At 30.9% G+C, this 17462-nt stretch carries 17 protein-coding genes; 12 read left to right on the top strand and 5 right to left on the bottom strand.

Annotated features, from left to right (window positions below; translation table 11 throughout):
* Nucleotides 1-1257: 1257 nt before the first annotated feature.
* The 12 genes from thrS (at nucleotide 1258) to IRZ83_RS09400 (ending at nucleotide 13154) form a co-directional block, all read left to right on the top strand.
* Entirely contained in the window at nucleotides 1258-3204 is a 1947-nt protein-coding gene (gene thrS, locus IRZ83_RS09345; RefSeq protein WP_154339335.1) for a threonine--tRNA ligase, read from the top strand.
* Between the two features lie 22 nt (nucleotides 3205-3226).
* A complete protein-coding gene (gene infC / locus IRZ83_RS09350) occupies nucleotides 3227-3778 on the top strand; it encodes a translation initiation factor IF-3 (protein ID WP_072974136.1) in 552 nt (183 codons plus the stop codon).
* Between the two features lie 114 nt (nucleotides 3779-3892).
* Nucleotides 3893-4090 carry a 50S ribosomal protein L35 gene (gene rpmI / locus IRZ83_RS09355; protein ID WP_007810722.1) on the top strand — a complete coding sequence of 66 codons (198 nt, stop codon included), beginning with the start codon at nucleotides 3893-3895 and terminating at the stop codon, nucleotides 4088-4090.
* A 177-nt stretch (nucleotides 4091-4267) separates the two neighbouring features.
* Nucleotides 4268-4612: a 50S ribosomal protein L20 gene (gene rplT, locus IRZ83_RS09360; protein WP_007810721.1), complete on the top strand. Its 345-nt coding sequence runs from the start codon at nucleotides 4268-4270 to the stop codon at nucleotides 4610-4612.
* 150 nt (nucleotides 4613-4762) lie between these two features.
* Nucleotides 4763-5335, top strand: coding sequence for a Crp/Fnr family transcriptional regulator (locus IRZ83_RS09365; RefSeq protein WP_194568306.1), 573 nt, complete (start codon nucleotides 4763-4765; stop codon nucleotides 5333-5335).
* Nucleotides 5336-5413: 78 nt separating this feature from the next.
* A complete protein-coding gene (locus IRZ83_RS09370) occupies nucleotides 5414-5848 on the top strand; it encodes a carboxymuconolactone decarboxylase family protein (protein WP_194568308.1) in 435 nt (144 codons plus the stop codon).
* Nucleotides 5849-6016: 168 nt separating this feature from the next.
* The gene (locus tag IRZ83_RS09375) at nucleotides 6017-7738 is read left to right on the top strand and encodes a tetratricopeptide repeat-containing sensor histidine kinase (protein WP_194568309.1); all 1722 of its coding nucleotides are present in this window, start codon (nucleotides 6017-6019) and stop codon (nucleotides 7736-7738) included.
* Between the two features lie 290 nt (nucleotides 7739-8028).
* Nucleotides 8029-9513, top strand: a complete 1485-nt coding sequence (locus IRZ83_RS09380; protein WP_194568310.1) for a tetratricopeptide repeat-containing sensor histidine kinase — start codon at nucleotides 8029-8031, stop codon at nucleotides 9511-9513.
* Nucleotides 9514-11289: a tetratricopeptide repeat-containing sensor histidine kinase gene (locus IRZ83_RS09385; RefSeq protein WP_194568311.1), complete on the top strand. Its 1776-nt coding sequence runs from the start codon at nucleotides 9514-9516 to the stop codon at nucleotides 11287-11289.
* A 9-nt stretch (nucleotides 11290-11298) separates the two neighbouring features.
* Nucleotides 11299-11967, top strand: a complete 669-nt coding sequence (locus tag IRZ83_RS09390) for a response regulator transcription factor (RefSeq protein ID WP_029272384.1) — start codon at nucleotides 11299-11301, stop codon at nucleotides 11965-11967.
* Between the two features lie 77 nt (nucleotides 11968-12044).
* Nucleotides 12045-12299: a hypothetical protein gene (locus IRZ83_RS09395; protein WP_029272383.1), complete on the top strand. Its 255-nt coding sequence runs from the start codon at nucleotides 12045-12047 to the stop codon at nucleotides 12297-12299.
* Between the two features lie 51 nt (nucleotides 12300-12350).
* Nucleotides 12351-13154, top strand: a complete 804-nt coding sequence (locus tag IRZ83_RS09400; RefSeq protein WP_194568312.1) for an endonuclease/exonuclease/phosphatase family protein — start codon at nucleotides 12351-12353, stop codon at nucleotides 13152-13154.
* A gap of 1 nt (nucleotide 13155) precedes the next feature.
* Here IRZ83_RS09400 and IRZ83_RS09405 read toward each other — a convergent pair whose 3' ends face one another.
* The 5 genes from IRZ83_RS09405 to IRZ83_RS09425 all read right to left on the bottom strand — a co-directional run bounded on the left by IRZ83_RS09405 (nucleotide 13156) and on the right by IRZ83_RS09425 (nucleotide 17425).
* Complete coding sequence (locus IRZ83_RS09405; RefSeq protein ID WP_194568313.1) at nucleotides 13156-14415, bottom strand: asparagine synthetase B; 1260 nt, start codon at nucleotides 14413-14415, stop codon at nucleotides 13156-13158.
* Between the two features lie 336 nt (nucleotides 14416-14751).
* Nucleotides 14752-15417, bottom strand: coding sequence for a response regulator transcription factor (locus IRZ83_RS09410; RefSeq protein ID WP_194568314.1), 666 nt, complete (start codon nucleotides 15415-15417; stop codon nucleotides 14752-14754).
* Nucleotides 15418-15530: 113 nt separating this feature from the next.
* Complete coding sequence (locus tag IRZ83_RS09415; RefSeq protein ID WP_194568315.1) at nucleotides 15531-16322, bottom strand: sensor histidine kinase; 792 nt, start codon at nucleotides 16320-16322, stop codon at nucleotides 15531-15533.
* Between the two features lie 78 nt (nucleotides 16323-16400).
* Complete coding sequence (locus tag IRZ83_RS09420; RefSeq protein WP_194568317.1) at nucleotides 16401-17042, bottom strand: hypothetical protein; 642 nt, start codon at nucleotides 17040-17042, stop codon at nucleotides 16401-16403.
* Nucleotides 17043-17044: 2 nt separating this feature from the next.
* Nucleotides 17045-17425 (bottom strand): hypothetical protein, encoded by a 381-nt coding sequence (locus IRZ83_RS09425; protein ID WP_051662746.1) that lies wholly within the window; start codon nucleotides 17423-17425, stop codon nucleotides 17045-17047.
* Between the last annotated feature and the right edge of the window lie 37 nt (nucleotides 17426-17462).

A 17462-nucleotide genomic window follows, 5' to 3' on the forward strand; every position in this document is an offset into this window, starting at 1 on the left:
TTGTTCTAAATAAATCAGAACTAATTATTATGCGACGTTTTCTCTATCGGTTCTTTTCGAATCTCTCGATTCTATTACTCTTATTCTTTTGCTCTAACATCTCTGTTAAAGCGGCTGTCAATTCAATATGTCTACGAACGTGTTTCAATCTTGTTTCGCCTGTGTCTCAAAGCGGGTGCAAAAGTAGAAAACTTATTTCTAACCGGCAAATGTTTTTTGAAGTTTTTTTTCAGAAATTTTTATTCCCTTTTTCTTCTCCTTGTCTGCCAGTCTGTCAATGAACTTTCCGTGTTTTGCGGGGTGCAAATGTAACATCTGTTTTCAAATCTCGCAAGCTTTTTTTAACTTTTTTTGAAAATATTTTTTCGTTTAGTTTAAATAACTTGTCAGTATTTCGGTGAACGTCTGTCGTTGTTGCGGGTGCAAAAGTACCACCTTTATTTACATCTGCAAGCCTTTTTATTATATATTTTTCCTGTTTTTTCAAAACTTTTCTTAACACTCTGATAACGTCATCTTTACATTTTAACCTTTTTTGATACATTGTGAGTTTTTTCCTCGACTTACTGTGTTTTTGGCATTTCAAGACCTTTTTAGTATGGCAATTTTATCAAGTTTGTACATTTTTCAAGGATTTAGATTGTAAAACATAGTCCTAAAAGCTTTTGTGGCGTTTCAATCGCACAAAGGTTCAGAGTCGCTAAGTTTTTCTCTTTATTCCCTCTCACTCGTTATGAAAACCTCTGCCCTAGCCCCGATAGTCCTCCCGACGATTCGGAAGGAAATCCTTTTGTGCCGGTCCCGAAGCTTCGGGACCGGCACAAAAGATTGGAACGGATAACAGGAAATAGCTCCTAATTCTTAATTTAAATTCCATTTTTTTAAATCCCAAACTCTTAAGGCTTCGACTTCGCTCAACTGGACAAAAAATGATCTTATATACTTTATGCAGTAAACCCGAAAGGTTTTGAAAACCTATCGGGTTCGTTCGCGAAGAAATCACTCTTATATATTATAGTAGAAACTTGTCCCTATATAGTATCGTTAAATTGTACTTATACATAAGAGAGAATAAGATGTTATATATTCTAAAAACTCAATGATTGAATTGCCGATATACCTTTATTATATAGTACCTGGAAATGACGATGGAGAGAATTATTAAATATACTCTTATATATTATCGTATAAACATGTACATATATATTGTATGTGTTTTTGTAATGCTTTATATTTGCATTCACAAAATTATAAACAATGATTAAGATTACTTTACCCGATGGGTCAATTAGAGAGTTTGCTTCGGGCGTAACTCCGATGGAGGTTGCTAAAAGCATTAGTGAAGGATTTGCAAGAAATGTGATTTCTGCTTCTTTTAATGGTACAACAATAGAAACCGAAACTCCATTGACGACCGACGGTAGTCTTATTTTATATACTTGGAATGATGCAGAAGGTAAAAAAGCTTTCTGGCATTCGACTTCGCACGTAATGGCGCAAGCTCTTGAAGAATTGTATCCTGGAATTAAGTTAACTCTTGGACCTGCAATTTCTAATGGATTCTATTATGATGTTGATTTTGAAGATCAGAAAATTGTTGAAGCTGACTTTAAAAAGATTGAAGATCGTGTTCTTGAAATTTCAAGAGAAAAGCATGAGTTTAAGATGCGTCCGGTTAGTAAAGCTGACGCTTTGGCAATGTATAAAGATAACGTTTACAAGACTGAATTGATTTCGAATCTTGAAGATGGTACTATTACATTTTGTGATCATGCAACTTTTACTGATTTATGCCGCGGTGGACATATTCCGAATACCGGAATCATCAAAGCTTTTAAAATCATGAGTGTTGCGGGTGCTTACTGGAGAGGTGATGAAAAAAACAAGCAATTGACTCGTGTTTACGGAACTTCTTTCCCTAAGCAAAAGGATTTAACTGAATATCTTGAACTACTTGAAGAAGCTAAACGTCGTGATCACCGTAAATTAGGCAAGGAACTTGAATTGTTTGCTTTTTCTCAAAAAGTTGGACAAGGTTTACCTTTATGGTTACCTAAAGGTGCTGCACTTAGAGATCGTTTGGAGCAATTTTTAAAGAAAGCTCAGAAGAAAGCCGGTTACGAGCAAGTAGTAACTCCACATATTGGACAGAAAGAACTTTATGTAACTTCTGGTCACTATGCAAAATATGGTGCTGATAGTTTTCAGCCAATAAATACTCCTGCTGAAGGCGAAGAGTTTTTATTGAAACCGATGAACTGTCCTCACCACTGTGAAATTTATAATGTAAGACCTTGGTCATATAAAGATTTACCAAAACGTTATGCTGAATTTGGTACGGTATATAGATATGAGCAATCTGGCGAGTTACACGGTTTAACTCGCGTTAGAGGGTTTACTCAGGATGATGCGCATATTTTTTGTACTCCGGAGCAATTAGATGAAGAATTCAAAAAAGTAATTGACCTTGTACTTTATGTATTTGGTTCGTTAGGCTTTGAAAACTTTACTGCTCAGATTTCATTGAGAGATCAAGAAAACAGAGAGAAGTATATTGGTTCAGACGAAAACTGGGAAAAAGCTGAAAATGCGATTATCAATGCTGCAGCTGACAAAGGACTGAATACTGTTGTAGAATATGGCGAGGCTGCTTTTTATGGTCCGAAGCTTGACTTTATGGTTAAAGATGCTTTAGGAAGACAATGGCAATTAGGAACTATTCAGGTTGATTATAACCTTCCTGAGCGTTTTGAATTGACTTACAAAGGTGCTGATAATGAATTACATCGCCCTGTTATGATTCACAGAGCTCCTTTTGGATCTATGGAACGTTTTATCGCAATTTTACTAGAGCATACTGCGGGAAATTTCCCACTTTGGCTAATGCCGGAACAAGCTATAATCTTGTCTTTGAGCGAGAAATACGAAATATATGCTAAAAAAGTTTTAGATTTGCTAGAAAATCACGAAATTCGCGCCCTAATTGACAACCGAAGCGAGACTATTGGTAAGAAAATTAGAGATGCTGAAATGCAAAAAATACCGTTTATGCTTATTGTAGGTGAGGAAGAGGAGAAAAACGGAACTATTTCGATCCGTCGTCACGGGCAAGAAGGAAAAGGGAATATTACAGTTACAATTGATGAATTTGTCGCTATTGTAAACGAAGAAATAAAAAAGACATTAAAAGTTTTTACAGTTTAACTTAAATTATAAAGTCATAGCAATAAGAAGCAACAGAGGTTATCAACCTCGAGTAGAAAAAAAAGATGCACACAGAATAAACAATAATATTCGTGGTGTACAAGAAGTAAGACTAGTAGGCGAGAACATCGAACCAGGTGTATTTAAGCTTGCAGAAGCTTTACGTTTAGCAGATCAATTTGAATTGGATTTAGTTGAAATTTCGCCAAACGCTGAGCCACCGGTTTGTAAAATAATGGATTATAAAAAATTCGTTTACGAACAAAAGAAACGTGATAAGGTGTTAAAAGCTAAGTCTACGCAAGTTGTAGTAAAAGAAATTCGTTTTGGTCCTCAGACAGATGAGCATGATTATGAATTTAAAAGAAAGAATGCTGAGAAGTTCTTAAAAGAAGGAGCTAAATTAAAAGCATTTGTATTCTTTAAAGGACGTTCAATCATCTATAAAGATCAAGGGCAGATTTTATTATTACGTTTGGCTACAGATTTAGAAGAACATGGTAAAGTGGAAGCTATGCCAGTTTTAGAAGGTAAGAGAATGATTATGTTCATTGCTCCTAAGAAGAAAAAATAAGTCTTAAAGTAGAAAGTCTTAAAGTCGAAAGTCATAATCTGACTTTTGACTTTAACTTTTAAACTTTCAGACCAAGATATAAGTAAGTAAGAATAAATTAAAACACTAGGAAAAATGCCTAAAATGAAAACAAAATCTAGCGCCAAGAAACGTTTCAAAGTTACTGGTTCTGGAAAGATTAAAAGAAAGCATGCTTTTAAAAGTCACATCTTGACTAAAAAATCTAAAAAACGTAAATTAGCTTTGACACACTCAGCGCTAGTTCACTCTACAGATATGAAAAGCATCAAACAACAATTAAGAATTATCTAATATAAGTCTAAGTTGTAAAGTCTTAAAGTTGCAAGTTTAAACTTTTGACATTTGACTTTTAAACCTTTGACTAAAGATTTTCTTTAGGTTAAAAAATTATTTATATAACCTTGGAGTATGGCTTTTAAGTTCCTTTGATTTAATTCAGGACGCCTGCTACAAAAACACATTAAAATTATGCCAAGATCGGTAAATTCAGTTGCTAAAAGAGCAAGAAGAAAAAAAATAATGAAGCAAGCCAAAGGTTTCTTTGGTAGACGTAAAAACGTTTGGACAGTTGCTAAGAATGCAGTAGAGAAAGCAATGTGCTACGCTTACCGCGATAGAAAACAAAACAAAAGAAATTTCCGTGCATTATGGATTCAACGTATCAACGCTGGAGCTAGATTGGAAGGAATGTCTTATTCTCAATTCATGGGGAAAGTAAAAGCTAACGGAATCGAATTGAACCGTAAAGTTCTTGCAGATTTAGCGATGAACCACCCTGAAGCTTTCAAAGCAATACTTAATAAAGTAAAATAAACGTTTTATAAACTCAATTTAGATTACTTACTTATCATAGAAAAACCATTCCGATTAAACGGAATGGTTTTTTGCTTTATACGAGTTTACAAAACTACATCTGCAATGTATTAAATTTAGAAGTACTTTTGTAATAACTAAAACCTCTATATGTACGACTCGCTTTTTCAACATATCCAAAAGTTTACAACCTTAGAGCCTTCAGATATTGATATTCTAGAATCATGTTTGAATCTTTCTCAAATAAAAAAGAAAGAACATGTTTTAAAAGAAGGCCAGGTTTGCAATACGATGTATTTTATAGTCAAAGGATGTATGCGACAATATATAATCAATTCACGAGGTGCTGAGCAAACACTTCAATTTGGCATCGAGAATTGGTGGATAACAGATTATCTGAGTTATCATAATCACATACCCTCACATTTTTATATTCAAGCAGTAGAGAATACAAGTGTTATAGCAATTGAGAAATCAGTTTTAGAATCAATTTTAATTCAAATGCCACAATTAGAACGTTACTTCAGAATCGTATCCCAAAAATCGTTTGGTGCAGCGCAAATGCGCATTAAATTCTTATTTACAATGTCTGCAGAGGAAAGGTATCATCATTTTAACAATTTGAATCCAAAATTTGTTCAACGAGTTCCTCAATACATGCTTGCCTCCTATTTAGATTTTTCTGCAGAGTTCATGAGCAAAATTAGAGCTGGAAAGGTCTGATTTCATTTCTTGAAGTAGTTCAAGTTTTTAAAAGGAGATATCTCTGACCTTTGTATCAAACTTTTAAAAATACATAAAATGAAAACAAGAATCACTCTGCCAACAGTTGCACCAGAAGCTTATCAAGCATTAATGAATTTAGAAAAATATATTTCTACTACTTCACTGACACCCATTCATAAAGAATTAATCAAAATTCGTGCATCACAAATAAATGGCTGTGCCTTTTGTATTAATATGCATACAGCAGATGCAAGAAAGCATGGCATATCAGAGCAGCGTATCTACTTACTTAGTGCTTGGCGTGAAGCGGATGTTTATTCTGAAGAAGAAAAAGCAATTCTTGCTCTTACTGAACAAGTAACTTTAATCAGTAATCATGTTTCTGATGAAGTTTACCAAAATGCTGCCAATTTATTTGATGAAAAATACCTTGCTGAAATCCTTTTAGCGATCATTACAATAAACGCATGGAACAGAATGGCAATTACTACTGTAATGCGTGCTGTATAATTTTATAAAGATAATTTTTACAACTTTTCAACAAAGACAAACCCTCACGACTGAGGGTTTGTTTGTATTTGCTTGTAAATGAGAATCAGATAATTACAATTTTTTAGATTTTTAAAAATACCGTATTTATACGCTTTCATAAGAAAAAAAATTCTTTATTTTTGGCGCATGATACCAAAAAGCAAACAAATATCCTTATATATTTATTTAATTTTTCTTGTTCTTTTTTCCTGCCAAAAAAAGACAATCATTACTCCAAAACCAAATGCTTCTCAAGAAGTTTCAAAACTTGTTTTGATAGCTGATAAATATAAAGCCACTAATAAAACTGACAGCGCCTTTTTCTATTTTAATAAAGCAAAATCGGTTGCAGATCCAAAAGCGGATTTCAAAAAAATTACATATTCTCTTTTGAAAATGGCTGAAATTCAACAAGAAAATGGCGATTACATTGGGAGTGAAACAACAGCAAAAGAAGCTCTTAAATATTTAAATAATGCTAATGAAACAGATTATACCTGGAGAATATACAGAGTATTAGGTATAGATTATTTCTGCATTTATAACTTTGAAAACTCTATTCTTTATTATCAGAAAGCCTATCAATTAAAAACTGATAAAAAGCGAAAAATAGCAATGAAAAACAATATTGCTCTGGTTTATCGCGAACAAAAAAAATACAATAAAGCCATACAAATATTTGAAACGCTCTTAAATGAAAAAGAGATTAAGAACAATCCGTTGCTTTTTTCTAAAGTATTAGATAATTTGGGTTCTTGTTATACATTAGTTGAGAATCCTCTGGCAGTAGATTTTCTGCATAAAGGTTTAGAAATTAGATTAAAGTTAGATAGTAATTTAGGCTTAGGCATGAGTTATATGCATTTATCAAAATTTCATGATAAGAGCAATCCTGAACTCGCTAAAAAATATGCTCAGATAAGCTATGAGAAATATACAAAAGCAAACTGTATAGACGATCGGCTTAATGCATTAGAATTAATAATCAAAAATAGCAATGATGCCGAATTGAAAAAAAATTCGATACTATATATTGGACTCGTTGACAGTATTTTTGAGGCCAGACAAAGAGCTAAAAATGAATATGCGAGAATTAAATATGATTCAAAAAAAGAAAAGAATGAAAATCTGAAATTGCGAGTACAAAAGGCACAAAATGAACTTCAAATAGAAAGACAAAAAAACAGAAATATCTACTCTTATATCATAATTATGTTAAGCCTAAGTCTAATTTTGGTACTTTACTTCTATTTGACTTCTAAGGGAAATAAAGACAAAATCGAAGCTACCTACAAAAGTGAAACAAGAATATCAAAAAAATTACATGATGAACTTGCAAACGATATTTATCATACAATGGCCTTTGCTGAAAACAGAAATCTTTCAATTGAAGAAAACAAGACGCAATTATTAAATAATTTAGATGCCATTTATTCTCGAACTAGAGACATTTCTAAGGAAAACAGCCCGATAATAACTAATGAGAACTACCCTTTTTATTTAAAAGAAATGATATCGAGGTTTAATACCCCAAATATTGATCTTATTTTGAATGGCGTAGATTCAGTTCCTTGGAATAATATTCAAAGAAATAAAAAGATTGCTGTTTATAGAGTGCTTCAAGAATTGCTTGTAAATATGAAAAAACACAGCAATGCCACTTTAATCGAAATTAGTTTTAAAGTTACAGATAAAAGTATCATTGTAAATTATACAGATAACGGAAAAGGTGTCGATGTTACTAAAATGGCATTTAAAAATGGATTACATAATGTTGAAAGCAGGATTTTAAGTATAAAAGGCGAAATAGATATTGATTCTGCTCCAGACAAAGGCTTTAAAGTCTTTTTTAAATTCCCTTATAAATAATGAAAAAGACTTTAATTTCTTATAAAAACCATTTTAAAAATCGGCTTCGCATAAACATCATTTACTTTATTATTGGTAGTTTGTTTTTTGTACAATCTTGTGAAAGAAAAACAGAAAAGAAACTTATCAAACAAAACCACTCAGCCGAGATTAAAAAGCTGATTGAAAAAGGCAATTATTTTTTTGACAGAGTAAAAAATGATAGTGCATATCTTTATTTTAATAAAGCCATATCTCTTTGTGAACCCAAAAAAGATCATGCAGAGGACTATGTATTTGCACTAACTTGTATGGCAAACATCCAACAAAACAGCAGTGATTATATTGCATCAGAGGAAAGTCTAACCAAAACGCTGCCTTATTTAAAATACCTCAAAAATCCAAAATTCACTTACAATGTTTATACTTTAATAGCATACAATTATTACTATAGCTTTGATTATAAAAGTGCCATATCATACCATCTAAAAGCTTTAAAATTAGCTAAAACACCGTTTAAAAAGTCTGTTATCTTAAACGACATTGTACTGGTTTATCTAACACAAGAGAAATATAAGGAAGCTGCTGAATTATTAATACCATTGGTTGCAAAAAAAATCAAACACGAAAGCGATCAAAATAAAACCGACTTTAATTATTCTCTTTTACTGGACAATCTAGGATATTGCTATTATAAAATTGGAAATCCTAAAGCGTTAGATTGTCTGAATAAAAGCTTGAAAATAAAACTAGAACAAAATGATAACCACGGTTTAATAGGGACTTACAATACACTTTCAACTTATTACTCGAAAACTGACGCAAACTTGTCGAAAATGTATGCCGGAAAAGCATATAGCAGTGCGTGTAAAGCAAATTCAGCAATTTATAAAGCAAATGGTTTGGCTATGCTGATACAAAAAAGTGAAGGAGATGAACTAAAAAAATATTCGTTAGACTTTATTAAACTTGCTGACAGTTTTACTGTTGCCCGAGAAAAGGCTAAAAATCAATTTGCGAGAATTAAATACGATTCTGATTTAGATAAGGCTGAAAATTTATTTCTTAAAACTCAAAAAATTGAAAATGTACTTCAAATAGAAAGGCAAAATAATAGAACTAAAATTTCTTATATTATCATTTTATTTACCGGCACACTGTTGCTTTATCTCTTTTTTCATTTAACCTCTAAAGGAAAAAAAGAAAAAAATGATGCTATTTACACAAGTGAAATTAGAATTTCAAAAAAATTACACGATGAACTTGCCAATAATGTCTACCAAACATTAGTTTTTGCTGAAAGCAGGAATTTGGAATTAGAAGAAAACAAAGAAAAACTCCTGAATAATTTAGACCTTTTATACTCAAAAACAAGAAAAATTTCAAAAGAGAACAGTACAATCAAAACAGATAAAAGTTACGATCTTGTATTGAAAGAAATGATTTCAGGATTTAAAACTCAAGATTTGAATATTTTATTGAATGGTTTTGGTACCATTGACTGGAATGAAGTAGATAAAAACAAAAAAATAACCCTTTATAGGGTACTTCAGGAATTGCTGACAAACATGAAAACACACAGCAATGCATCATTAGTTGGTATAAACTTAAAAAAAATGCACAAAAACATTACTGTTATTTATAATGATAATGGAACTGGTACTAACATAGACACAATTTCATTTAAGAGCGGACTCCACAATATTGAATCTAGAATTCATAACATAAAAGGTGACATTAAGATAGATTCAGCTCCAGACAGGGGTTTTAAAGTTTCTTTTAATTTTCCTCTGTAAATGAAAAACCTTTATAGCGCATTTAAAAATAAAGTGGTCTTAAAATCTTTTTTAGTTATTTTAAGCATGCTGCTTGTTAGCATTTTATTTTTAAAACAGTTATACAAAACAGAAGCGCCATTAAAAGAGAAGGCAAAAGATAATACTGCCGCAATTAAAATACTTTTTGACAAAGGAGATATTCAATTTGATAAAAGTGAATATGATAGTGCATTATTTTATTATAACAAAGCACTGATCCTTTGTGATCCAAAAATAAATCATGAAGAATACGTGTTTATTGTTGCATCAATTGCTAATATTCAGCAAAATAACAGTGATCTTATAGCTGCCGAAGCAACACTTACAAAAACTCTTCCTCATTTAAAAAAAATAAAAGAACCAAAATATGCCCGATATGTATATACGCTCATGGCTTATAATTACTATAATAATTATGATTATAGGAGTGCCATTTTATATCACAGAAAAGCATTAAAATTTGCTGATGATCTTTTCAAAAAGTCAATAATATTAAATGATATAGCAGTAGTTTACATTGAACAAAAAAAATATAAAGAAGCTGTCGATTTGTTATATCCATTAGCGGTAAAAAAAATTAAACATAAGACAAAACCTTTGCAAACGGAGTATCAGTATTCCTTAATACTAGACAATTTAGGATTCTGTTATTTTAAACTTGGAAACCCCAAAGCAGTAGATTACTTAAGGAAAAGTTTAGAGATAAAGCTTGAACAAAAAGATGACTATAGCAGTATAGCTACCTATAAGTTTCTTTCGATGTATTATCAAAACAGGAATTCTACACTGGCAGAAATGTATGCTAAAAAGTCTTACATGAATGCTTGTAAAGTAAATTCAGCCGCCAATAAAGCGAATAGTCTGGCACAATTAATTAAAAGCTATAACGGAAATAATCTGAAAAAATATTCTTTAGATTATATCAAACTTATTGACAGTATTACTAAAGGCAGACAAAAAGCTAGAAATCAATTTTCTAGAATTAAATATGATGCTAGCATAGACAAAGCTGAAAATTTACATCTCAAAATTCAGAAAGCTGAAAATAATCTTCAAATAGAAAGACAAAAAAATCGTACTATAATTTTATATGCTATTCTGGCTGTTGTTATTGGAGCAATTTTATTTCTGATTTTTTATTTATCCTCAAAAAGTAAAAAAGAAAAAAAAGAGGCAATTTTAAAAAGTGAATTTCGGATATCAAGAAAACTGCACGATGAACTCGCTAAAGATGTTTTTCAAACTATAAGTTTTGCACAAAATAAAGATCTTGAAACAGGAGAAAATAAAGAACATTTTCTAAAAAGTCTTGATAATATTTATGCCAAAACAAGAAATATCTCGAAAGAAAACAGTATCATTAAAACTGATAAGGATTTTCCTTTTATCCTAAAAGAAATGATTTCAGGTTTTAAAACTGCAGATTTAAACATTTTAATTAATGGTTTTGATACAATTCAGTGGAATAAAATTAATGAAAACAAAAAAATAATAATCTTTAGAATACTTCAAGAGCTTTTTCTGAACATGAAAAAACACAGTAAAGCGACTCTTGTCAGTATAACATTTAAAATTATTGATAAAAATATTTCTGTAACATACAGCGATAACGGCGTTGGAATAGGGAATAAGACTTTAATTTTGAAAAATGGACTGTCAAATGTGGAAAACCGTATTAAAACTATAAATGGAACTATTATTTTTGACAATAATTCTGAAATAGGTTTTAAATTCAGTTTCACTTTTCCTTTATAAAATAATAATATGTTTAAAAAAGTTTTAGTTGCCGAAGATTTAGATAGTATTAGCATAGCAGTGGTTCAAGTACTTGAAGACTTAAAAGTACCAACCATTCATCATGTAAAATACTGTGATGACGGTCTTTTAAAAGTTAAAAAAGCGCTGGTTGAAAAAGAACCTTATGATTTACTAATAACTGATTTATCATTTAAATCAGATCATCGCAAAACAACTCTTACTTGTGGCGATGAGCTTATCGAAGCAATCAATGAAGTACAGCCAAAACTAAAAAAAATAGTTTTTTCGATTGAAGACAAATCATATAGAGTAAAGACTCTTTTTAATGATTTAGGAGTAAATGCCTATGTTTCTAAAGGAAGAAACAGCATGGAGGAACTTAGAAAAGCAATCGAAGGAACTTTTAGAAATGAAGAAAAAATAATATCATCGGATTTATCGTTTAGTTTTAATGATAAAGCTTTAATTGAAATTGAATCCTATGATATTTCTATATTAAAACTTTTGGCTCAGGGTTACATTCTAGAGAATATCTCTAACGAATTTAAGTCTTCTGCTATCACTCCAAACGGAACCAGCAGTATTGAAAAGAGAATCAACAAATTGAAAATATATTTTAAAGCAAATAACAATGTGCATTTAATTGCAATTGCAAAGGACTTTGGTTTAGTGTAAAAATTAATGCCTTTTACGGGTTTCCGTAAGGAAATGATTTTATATAGATTTAAGTTTGAGTAATCGATTAACCAACCATGAAACCGAATAATAAAATTAATTTAGAGAAAAATTTTTCTGAGAGATTGATCTTAAAAATTAATACAACCAATAATAAAATTGTTATGAAAACAATGCTGCTTTGTATCTTTTTATCAATAAGTTTTGCCTTCGTGTCAGATAGAACAGGATGGTTTGAAGTTGATTGGAAATTAGTTTTCATTCCAGCTTTATTAGTACTTCAAATTATTATTATTGGAACTGCCTTAAAAAACAGATATAAAAAACACTAAGACTATTATTGTAAAATTTTGAAATGCTTATATTTGATTTTTTAATACTGCATGAAAAATAGTCTTAGCCTTGTTCTGTTATTTCTTACGCTCTTTTCTTTTTCTCAAACTAAGATTTTATCTTGGAACATAGAAAATTTTGGAAAATCAAAATCTGAATCTGAATTAAATTTTATTACCTCTACTCTTCTTGAGTATGACATTGTTGCTATTCAGGAAGTTGTTGCCGGTTATGGCGGTGCTAAAGCTGTAGCAAAACTTGCTGTACTATTAAATGAAAAAGGTACAAACTGGGATTATGTGATAAGTGATCCGACAAGCAGCAGCAGTTATAAAACAGAACGTTATGCTTTTATTTGGAAAAAGAGTAAAGTCAAACTGAAAGGAAAGCCCTGGCTCGAGAAAAAATACGGTTTAGAAATTGACAGAGAACCTTATTTTGCTACTTTTGAAAGTGGCAAAAAAACATTTACACTCGCTAATTTTCATGCTATAACGAAAAACAGACAGCCTGAAACCGAAATCAAATATTTCAAATTTTTACCAGCAGAATATCCCAGCTTAAATTTGATTTTTATGGGAGATTTTAATTGTCCTCAATCACATACTGTTTTTAATCCTTTAAAGAAAATGGGCTACGCTCCTGTTTTACAAAATCAAAAAACATCTTTGAAACAAAAATGCAAAGATAATATCTGTGTCGCATCAGAATTTGACAATATGTTTTTCAAATCAAATACAGTAAATTATATTAATTCTGGGGTAGTTTCATTTTATAAAAAATTCAATTCTCTGCAGGAAGCCCGAAAAATATCAGATCATATTCCTATTTGGTTTGAATTTTCATTGAATTAAATTATGTTTTAAGTTTTTTCTTTTTTGCTGCAGGAAACAAAACGTTGTTAAGAATTAATCTGTAACCTGGCGAATTTGGGTGTAAATCGAGAACCGTTGGCGGATCTCCAACCTGATGCTGAAAATCTTCAGGATCATGGCCTCCAAAAAAAGTAAACATTCCTTTTCCTTTTTCACCATGAATATATCTTGATTCACCGTTGAGTTCGCAAGTTCCCATTATCAAAACATTCGATTTTATTAATGCTGTATCAAATGAAGTAGTTTGTCCCATAAAACCTTTGACTAGCTGAGTATGATTTTGGCACAACATACTCGGAATTGGATCCCACTTTGCAGAAAATTCCATTAAAGTAAAATAATCTTTTTCAACAGGAATTTTTCTTTTCAAAGTCATATCAATATCTGAAAATTCATATTGTTCTGGTCTTCTTTCTAAAGTAAAATTTTTAAACGCAAATGAATTTCCAAAATTTAATTTTGCCTGATAGTTAGAATCACTAGCGTCACCATCAAACATGGCTTCGCAAATATCTACTCCATCTGCTGCGAGAGCAATATCAAAACTGTCTGTTGCAGAGCACATAGCAAACATGAATCCTCCTCCAATAACAAAATCTCTAATTTTTTTTGCAACTGCACCTTTTTCCTGAGATACTTTAGAATAACCTAATTTTGTTGCCAAAGCTTCAGCATCTTTTTTCTGATCGATGTACCATGGTGTATTTTTATAAGCTGCATAAAATTTTCCATATTGCCCTGTAAAATCTTCATGATGCAAGTGCAGCCAATCATATAAGAGTAATTGATCACTCAAAACTTCTTCATCATAAATTGGTGTAAAAGGAATTTCAGCATAAGTCAAAACCAAAGTTACAGCATCATCCCAAGGCTGTTTTCCTTTTGGCGTATAAACCGCAATTTTTGGTGCTTTTTCAAGAACAACTGACTCCATATTTTGAGAAGGACTTGAAATCTCATTCAAGATTGATGCTTCTTCGCTATCAGAAAGTATTTCAAAACTAACGCCACGTATTTTGCATTCTTTTCTAATTTCATCTGCATCAGGCAATAAAAAAGAGCCACCGCGATAATTAAGTAGCCAGCTTGCTTTATAATCTTTGCTTAAACACCAATATGTAATTCCGTACGCTTTTAAGTGATTTTGCTGGGTTGTTTCGTCCATCGGAAGTAAGATAAACGAAGCTTTTGCACTTAATGAAAGCAACAATATGAAAATAAAAAGTAAACACTTCTTCATTAGAAAATTATTTTAGTAAAGATATAAAGGAAGCCTCAAAAAACACACTAGATATCTTTGTTTTATAAGAGATGGAAACGTTAAAAATTTTCATTTGAAATTTAAACTTTTAACACAAAAACAGGTAAAAACACGTATTTCACAAAACTATTTTCTAATTACATTTGGAAACCCAAATCATTGAGATATTAATCAATGAAACGAGAAACAATGAAATTTAACGAAAATAACCAACCAAAAGGATTAAGCGTAATGCAAAAAATAGGTCTTTGTGTACTTGTAGTCACAATTGTTTTTTACTACGTCCTGTCTATTCAATTTTTAACCAGTTAACTATTAAATTGTTATAACAGCAATTTCATTTTGAATAGCGTAAACCACTAAGCCGGCAATATTTCTTGATTCTGTTTTAAGCAATAAATTATTGCGATGACCTTCTACAGTTCTTGGACTTAAAAAAAGATGCTCAGCAATTTCTGAAGTCGTTCTCTGCTGACATATAAGTTGAAGAATTTCTATTTCGCGTGGCGACAGAAAGCTCGTTTCTAAATGTACTTTTGAATTTTTTGATGATACAATAGTTTCTTGAATTGTCTTTAAAACATTTTCATTGTAATAAAATCCTTTTTGCGCCACTTCATTAATAGTATGAATCAAATCCTTTGGAGTTGTATTCTTTATAAGATAAGCAACAGCACCAACCTGAATCATATTGGCAATAAATGATTTAGAATCGTAACTTGTCAAGGCAATTATTTTTATCTCGGGATAAGATTTTCGAATAATTTTTGTGGCCTCAACACCATTTAGAACTGGCATTTTCAGATCCATTACAATAATATCTGGTTTAATTTCATTCTCTTCCAGATTTGAAAGAAGTTCTTCTCCGTTTGATGCTTCAAAAATAATTTCAATATTATCTTCGCGCTGCAATAAAAAAGAAATCCCTTTTCGAAATAAAACTTCGTCATCAACTAAAGCAATTTTAATAGCGGCACTCATTTTTATTCGGTTTTTGGTCGTTTGGCTCGTCGAAATTACAAAATATGTATTAAAAAACAGTTGAAAAAGCCCATTTTATTGACTAGAAAGATAGATTATTCTTTTATTTTAACTTAAAATGTAAAAGTTACTGTAAAACCTTTATTCAATTCTGAAGAAATTTTTATTGTTCCGTTTAAAAATGAAATTCGGCTGTCGATATTTTTCATTCCAAGCCCTTTTTGATTTTCAGCATTTTTACTGTCGAAGCCAACTCCGTTATCCTCATAATCGCAGGTTGAAATTCCATTATTTTTTTTAAAAGAAATCCAAATCTCACTTGCTTTTCCATGACGCAATGAATTATTCATTAATTCCTGAAGAATTCTAAAAACATGCAGCTGGCGATCCATTTCATTATCATCAAAATCAATTTTATTGGTATAATGAACTTTTACAGCTTTACTTGTTTCAAATTCTTCGCACAATTCTTCGATGCCGGCATTAAGCCCAAATTTTTCAAAAACCGGAGGCAACAAATTATGTGCAATTTTTCTAGAATTCTCTAAAGCCTTCGCAGTAAGATTAATAATATTTTCTGTAATTTCTCTAGTTTCGCTTTCTGTTAAATTTGGCGCCGAAAGCAAATGCGTATTCAGTGACACTATATTAAGTTTAGAACTAATATCGTCATGCAAATCTTGAGCAATTCTTTTTCGTTCTTCTTCCTGCGTAATAATTATAGCATGTAATTGTTCTTTTTGAAGATGAATCTCTAAATCTTTTTTTTCTAATTCTTTTTGAATGATTTTTTTTCTTGAGAAATAAAAAAACAATACCAAAACAATTCCCATTAATAAAAAAGACACACAACTGAATATGACTGTTGCGACTATTTCTGATTCTGGAATTGCCTTTAAACTCATCTATTTTTAATTAAATTAGTATTGTTTCAGTAAAAAACCTTTGGCAAAATAAAAAATAATGCCAAAGGTTATATGTTTTTAATTTATGAATTCTTCTTTCTTGTTTTTATAGAAACTTACTTTCCATTCATATAATATAAACAGTTGATAAATTACATACAAAATTGCATTTAACAACCATGTGACCATATTGAAATCCTTACTGAATTTGACCGTCAAATTTCCGACTAAAAAAAGAATTGTGCTTCCAAACAGATAAAGCAAAATTCCCATATTGATAAAATAAAATGTTCTTCTTTCCTCTAACATATTGTAGAAATGAAAAGTTGCATAAATAATCAGTAAAAACGAAGTAATAAATATTTCATAAAGATTAAATTTTAAAAACAATTCAGGCTTTATTTCATATTGAATAGCTAACGTCAGCAAAACCAGCACAAAACCAATTTTAATCGCTTTTTTTTGAAACTGATCTTTCACTAGTTTTAAATAAAAGAAACTAAGCATTATAAATTGACCTATAAAATATAAATGAGACAGAAACAAATTGCTGGCATGCATTAGCATGCATATTTTAGCGCTAAGCTGTACACCTATCATTACTAGTATATAAACTGTAAAAATTTTATAAGCCGGATCTTTTTTCGGAAATTTTACTGCATATAAAATAAAATTAAGTGCCAATAAAACATATCCTAAGTTTACAAGAAATGAATGCATATTTATTGATTCATTGGGCTATTTGGATCTGCAGTTGCTGGTGGGCTTGGTTCGCTAAAATCGTAAATACCACCACCATCTTCTGTACATTCAACTCCATAACCGGGCAGTACATCAACATAAATACCAGTTTTGTCATCATATCGGGTTCCCACAATCATCAAAGTTTGCAAACCTTGTTCATTAACTCCAATATACGCTCTTGCAGCATCAATTCCTTCTGCTAAAACTTTTTCTAAATTGTATTTAGGAATTAAATACGAATCGACTTTTTTCCTTAGAACCTCTTCATCAGTTTGTTTTTTCCATTTTGCTACCCAAGTCTGAGCAAGTTTCAAAGGGATTTCCGTGTCTTTTTCTGGTAATTTGATGTTGTTTGCCATAATTTAAATTTGTTTTTGGTTATGTTAATATACAATT

Source organism: Flavobacterium sp. JLP (assembly GCF_015350755.1).
Lineage (GTDB): Bacteria > Bacteroidota > Bacteroidia > Flavobacteriales > Flavobacteriaceae > Flavobacterium.